This is a genomic window from Candidatus Symbiothrix dinenymphae, from assembly GCF_001431085.1.
This window is the reverse complement of sequence record NZ_BBRU01000478.1, coordinates 1-5,170: the sequence shown is the minus strand read 5'-3', so window position 1 is coordinate 5,170 and position 5,170 is coordinate 1. Positions and strand designations below refer to the sequence as shown.

The window sequence follows — 5,170 nt, the reverse complement described above, 5'->3', positions numbered from 1 at the left end:
CCTCCGGCTTGTCAATAGGTCATGTATCCCCCGAAGCCGCAGCAGGCGGAGCCATCGGCTTGGTGCGGACGGGCGACACCATCACAATTAACATTCCCGAACGCAGCATCAAGGTGGAAGTGTCAGATGAAGTTCTCGCTGCCCGCCGCAAGGAAGAAGAGGCACGCGGCAACAAGGCTTTCACGCCGCCCCACCGCACGCGCACAGTTTCAAAAGCCCTGCAAGCGTATGCCTCAATGGTAAGTTCGGCAGATAAGGGGGCGGTGAGAATAATATAGAATAAAATTGTACCTTTGTCACAGGATAAATTCAAAAAAAATGAACGAACAAATTTTATCAAACATACGCGAATTAAAGCGCAAAATTTTGCCAAATGATACAGTCATTTTGTTTGGCTCGCAGGCACGCGGCGATGCCCGCCCCGATTCGGATTGGGATTTGCTGGTGCTGTTGGACAAGCCCCAAAAGGAATTTGAGGACTACGACAACTATGGTTATCCGTTTGCCGAACTTGGAATGAAAGATGGCACGCTTATCAATGCAAAGGTTTTTACGACAACAGATTGGGAACGGCAAAAACCATCTATTTTTTATAAAAATGTAGAACACGACAAAGTAGAAATCGTATGACACTCAATGAAGAAGAAAGAGCAATTATTGTGCAACATCGTTTGGAGCGTTCAAAAGAAACTTTGGATGAGGCAAAAGATTTATTAAACTCACAACATTGGCACGGGGCAACAAACCGTTTGTATTATGCATGCTATTATGCTGTAACTGCCTTATTGATAGCAAACGAATGCTCATCTCACACTCATGGTGGAGCCATTGGGTTGTTCGGAAAACACTTTGTTTCGACAGGAATTTTTAGTTCGGAACAAAATAAACTCTACCGAAAATTATTCGACCTGCGGCAAAGTGGCGATTACAGCGATTGGATTATCATCGACGAAAAAGACATACAACCCCTATTTGAGCCTGCCAAGCAATTCATACAAGCGATAGAAAATATAATTTCAGCAAAAAAACTCATTTGAAAAGGGTTGAAATGGTCTAAAAATAACTCATAACTCATAACTAATTCGTACCTTTGTAGCGTTTTTGCAACAAAAACATACACAGATGAAAACAATAAATGTCATTAAAAGGGCTGTCATTGCGGGTTTGACCCGCAATCCCCTGAAAATCATAGCCGCATTAGTGGTGATGTGCGCCGTTGCACAAGCCCAAAACGTGAGCAGGGAGATGACGCTGGAAAAAGATTATGTGCCCAGCATTAAAGATGCTAACAAAATCAACAGTGTGCCCGATGTGGCTGCGCCCACAGCACCCCAAGCGGATGTTCGGTTTGCCAAATATCTCTCGGCTGTGGAGGTGCCGTCGTCGCCGTATCCGCTTCAATCGTCTGCTTCGGCGTTTGGCTCCGGCGACCAGATTGGCTATATCACGCTTGGTGGTAGTGCGTTGCCCGATTTTTTTGCCGATGCCGCCGTGCAACCGCTCCACTCGTTCGCCAACCAACTCAATATCTTTGCCTCGCACCATTCGGGCAATTACAAGGTGAATTTTTTGCAGGATGATAAAGAGGGCAAAAAGAAAATCAATGATAATGTGTTGGGAGTGAACTATTTGCATAATTTCAATACTTGGAAAATTCTTACAGATGCGCAATACACCTATTCGCAGTACAATGATTATGGGCAGTTACCGGTTACCAGTTACCAGTTACCGGTTGCCGATTGGAAAGATAATCTTTTTGCGGCTCATTTGGGGGCGGTTTCTACTGATTTGGATGTTCCTGCGTTCAAATTTGATGTTGGTTATACCCGTTTTGGTCAAGATTATGGTGCGCCCGATGCTAAAAGTGAAAATCGGTTGCTGCTGGATGCCGATATGAGTGCGCCGCTGAGCATTGATAAACGCATTGGGATAAAAGGTTATGCCAAAAATCAGGACAATGCCGATACAAACAATGCCGATACAGACAGGGACTCAAAGAGCAATTACACAACGCTTTCTGTGTCGCCTTACATGCTGTTTGAGGGTGCTAATTGGGAAACGCATTTGGGGTTGAGTGTCGGCAAACAATTTGGCGACCGCAGCAAATTTTTGCTTGCCCCCGACGTGCGATTTTATGTGAATGCGACAGACCATTTGCAACTATATGCCTCTGCAACAGGTGGTTTCAGGGATAATAGCAACTACGAACTGTATCAGCAAAATCGCTACATCGCCCCGTATGTGTTGCGAGTAACGGATTCGCGCACCTCTCTGAATGCCAAATTAGGTACCAATTTCGCCATTACACGCAGCCTGAACATGGATTTGCACGCGGGCTATCGAATTACCGATGATGAGTGGTTTTTGGTAAATGAGTACGCCAACATACCTGTTTCCGCCGATGCCAAAGTGCTTAATGTGGGTGGCACAATGCGTTACAAGCACTCCGATGTGGCAGACATTGAGCTGTCTGCCGATTACAATAATTGGAATGTGGCTGATTTGCAGTCGTTTAACAAGCCTAAATTTGACGGGCACTTGAACATTGGCGTCAAACCCATTGAGCCGCTGCGTTTTGATTTGCTGTATCACTTTGAGTTGGGTCGCCCTGAATTAGATGACATTCATGATGTGTCGCTGCGGGGCACTTTTTCGTTCGCAAAGCATTTTTCGGCATTCGTGGCAATCAACAATCTGCTGTTTCAGAAATATGAATTGTGGTACGGCTATCCTGCCAATCCGTTTAATGTGATGGGGGGGCTGACTTACAGATTTTAATGATTGCTGATTTTTCTGTACCTTTGCGCTGTTTTTTAACATAAAAAAAATTATTATATGGCAACAATTAGGCCTTTTAGGGGGATTCGCCCCGATAAGCAGTTCGTAACTGACATTGCATCACGTCCTTACGATGTTTTGAGTTCGGAGGAAGCGCGTGCTGAGGCGGCGGGCAATGAGAAGTCTTTGTATCGCATTATCAAGCCGGAGATTGATTTTCCGGCGGGAAAAGACGAGCACGATGCGGATGTGTATGCGAAAGCGGCTGAAAATTTCAAACTTTTTCAAGACAAGGGCTGGCTTGTGCAGGACACGAGAGAAAATTATTACGTCTATGCGCAAACGATGGACGGGCGCACGCAGTATGGTCTGGTCGTTGGGTCGTATGTGCCTGATTATCTGACCGGTGCGATTAAAAAGCACGAATTGACGCGCAAAGATAAGGAAGAAGACCGCATGAAGCACGTGCGCGTGAATAATGCCAACATCGAGCCGGTGTTTTTCGCCTATCCCGACAATCCCGAGCTGGATATCATTGTGAAGGCGGAAACGAGAAAGACTCCCGAATACGATTTTGTGTCCGCTGACGGCATTAGGCACACGTTTTGGATAATTGACTACACCGGAGTCATCGATCGCATCACGGACCTTTTTGCAGATATACCTTATTTATATATCGCAGACGGACATCATCGTTCGGCGGCGGCGGCGTTGGTAGGCGCAGAAAAGGCGAAGCAAAACCCCGACCACACGGGCAAGGAAGAATACAACTATTTCATGGCGGTGTGTTTCCCCGCAAACCAACTTAAAATCATGGATTACAACCGTTTAGTGAAGGATTTGAACGGGCTGTCGAATGCCGATTTTTTGACGGAATTGGCAAAAAATTTCACCGTTACGGACAAAGGCGAAAAAATTTACCACCCAGCACACCTCCACAATTTTGCGCTGTATCTCAACAACAAGCATTGGTATTCGCTGGATGCAAAGCCCGGCACATACAACGACAGCGACCCGATTGGCGTGCTGGACGTAACGATTTCGTCCAACCTCATCCTCGACAAATTGCTGGGAATGAAAGACTTGCGCACCGACAAGCGCGTAGATTTCGTTGGCGGGTTGCGCGGACTTGGCGAACTCAAAAAGCGCGTGGACAGCGGCGAAATGGCAGCCGCCCTCGCCCTCTACCCCGTGTCGATGAAGCAACTGATTGACATAGCCGACTCTGGCAACATCATGCCGCCAAAAACAACATGGTTTGAACCAAAGTTGCGGTCAGGGCTGGTAATCCACTCGTTGGCGTAGGTCGAAATGAGAAATAAAAAAATAAAATGTATGTATAAAACGTTTCGTATATCATTTGCAGTTGTATTGCTGAGTTTTTGCTCTGTCGTGTCTGCTTGGGGGCAGCTACAGGAAGCTATTCGCTGGAGTTATTCTATCAATGACAAGGCTGAGATTGTCTTCAGAACCTCTATTGACTATGGTTGGCACCTCTACGACATAGATCAGCCCGAAGGCGGACCCAACCCGACTGTGTTTCATTTTGAAAAAATCAGCGGAGCAGAACGGCTCGGCAAAGTGACCACAGCTGCCAAAATAACGACCAAATTTGACGAAACGTTTGAGATGAATGTGAGTTGGTACAACGGCAATCCAACGTTTGTGCAGCGGTTGCGCGTGACGGATGCAGAGAAATTCGCCATCACGGGCTATGTGGACTACATGACGTGCAACGACGAATCGTGCCTGCCCGGACAACTCGAATTTTCGCTGACGAAAAAAGACCTCCCTGCGGTTGTTATTGCAAGTGTGCCACGCACTATCGTTAAAAAAAACACGCATTCGGAGGAAGATTCTGTCGCTGCGGGCTTGACCCATAATCCCCTGCCGGCGAGCATAAATGAAGAAGAAATTGCAAGTCAAACAGACACCAGCATAACTGAGGAGGGGATTGCAGGTCAAAACCGCAATGACAAGCCAGGGGGCTACGGCAGGACTACGAGTGATGACAAAGCTACGGAAAATAGCAATGTGGACTTCTGGAAGCCCGTTATCGCAGAGTTGCAGGCATTGGGCGAAAGTCAAACGGACGGCGACAATTCGCTGTGGTCGGTGTTTTGGCTGTGTTTTGTCGGCGGCTTGTTGGCGTTGCTCACGCCTTGCGTGTGGCCCATTATCCCGATGACGGTCAGTTTTTTTCTGAAGCGGTCGAAATCTAACCGCACCAAAGCGGTGCGCGATGCGCTGATTTACGGGCTGTCGATTATCGTGATTTATTTGGGGCTGGGGCTGCTGGTGACGGTGCTGTTCGGTGCGAGTGCGCTGAACGATTTATCGACCAATGCGGTGTTTAATCTGATTTTCTTTGCGTTGCTGGTGCTGTTTGCGG

The 5,170-nt window shown here is 47.1% G+C and carries 5 protein-coding genes and 1 pseudogene; all 6 read left to right on the top strand.

Annotated features, from left to right (window positions below; translation table 11 throughout):
* Positions 1-278, top strand: a pseudogene (locus tag ASC50_RS05210) (dihydroxy-acid dehydratase domain-containing protein); the annotation flags it as partial.
* Between the two features lie 40 nt (positions 279-318).
* Positions 319-630, top strand: coding sequence for a nucleotidyltransferase domain-containing protein (locus ASC50_RS05205; RefSeq protein ID WP_055430425.1), 312 nt, complete (start codon positions 319-321; stop codon positions 628-630).
* Complete coding sequence (locus tag ASC50_RS05200) at positions 627-1,037, top strand: HEPN domain-containing protein (protein ID WP_055430424.1); 411 nt, start codon at positions 627-629, stop codon at positions 1,035-1,037. Before ASC50_RS05205 ends, ASC50_RS05200 begins: the two co-directional genes overlap by 4 nt.
* Positions 1,038-1,122: 85 nt before the next feature.
* Positions 1,123-2,778 carry a TonB-dependent receptor gene (locus ASC50_RS05195; RefSeq protein ID WP_055430423.1) on the top strand — a complete coding sequence of 552 codons (1,656 nt, stop codon included), beginning with the start codon at positions 1,123-1,125 and terminating at the stop codon, positions 2,776-2,778.
* Between the two features lie 57 nt (positions 2,779-2,835).
* Entirely contained in the window at positions 2,836-4,083 is a 1,248-nt protein-coding gene (locus tag ASC50_RS05190; RefSeq protein ID WP_055430422.1) for a DUF1015 domain-containing protein, read from the top strand.
* Positions 4,084-4,113: 30 nt separating this feature from the next.
* Positions 4,114-5,170, top strand: a 1,057-nt coding sequence (locus tag ASC50_RS05185; protein ID WP_262482203.1) for a protein-disulfide reductase DsbD domain-containing protein, incomplete at its 3' end; no start/stop codon positions are given.

Bases quoted from the DNA above. Each gene is read 5' to 3' on its own strand.
- ASC50_RS05205 (WP_055430425.1), top strand. From the start codon at position 319: ATGAACGAACAAATTTTATCAAACATACGCGAATTAAAGCGCAAAATT.
- ASC50_RS05200 (WP_055430424.1), top strand. From the start codon at position 627: ATGACACTCAATGAAGAAGAAAGAGCAATTATTGTGCAACATCGTTTG.
- ASC50_RS05195 (WP_055430423.1), top strand. From the start codon at position 1,123: ATGAAAACAATAAATGTCATTAAAAGGGCTGTCATTGCGGGTTTGACC.
- ASC50_RS05190 (WP_055430422.1), top strand. From the start codon at position 2,836: ATGGCAACAATTAGGCCTTTTAGGGGGATTCGCCCCGATAAGCAGTTC.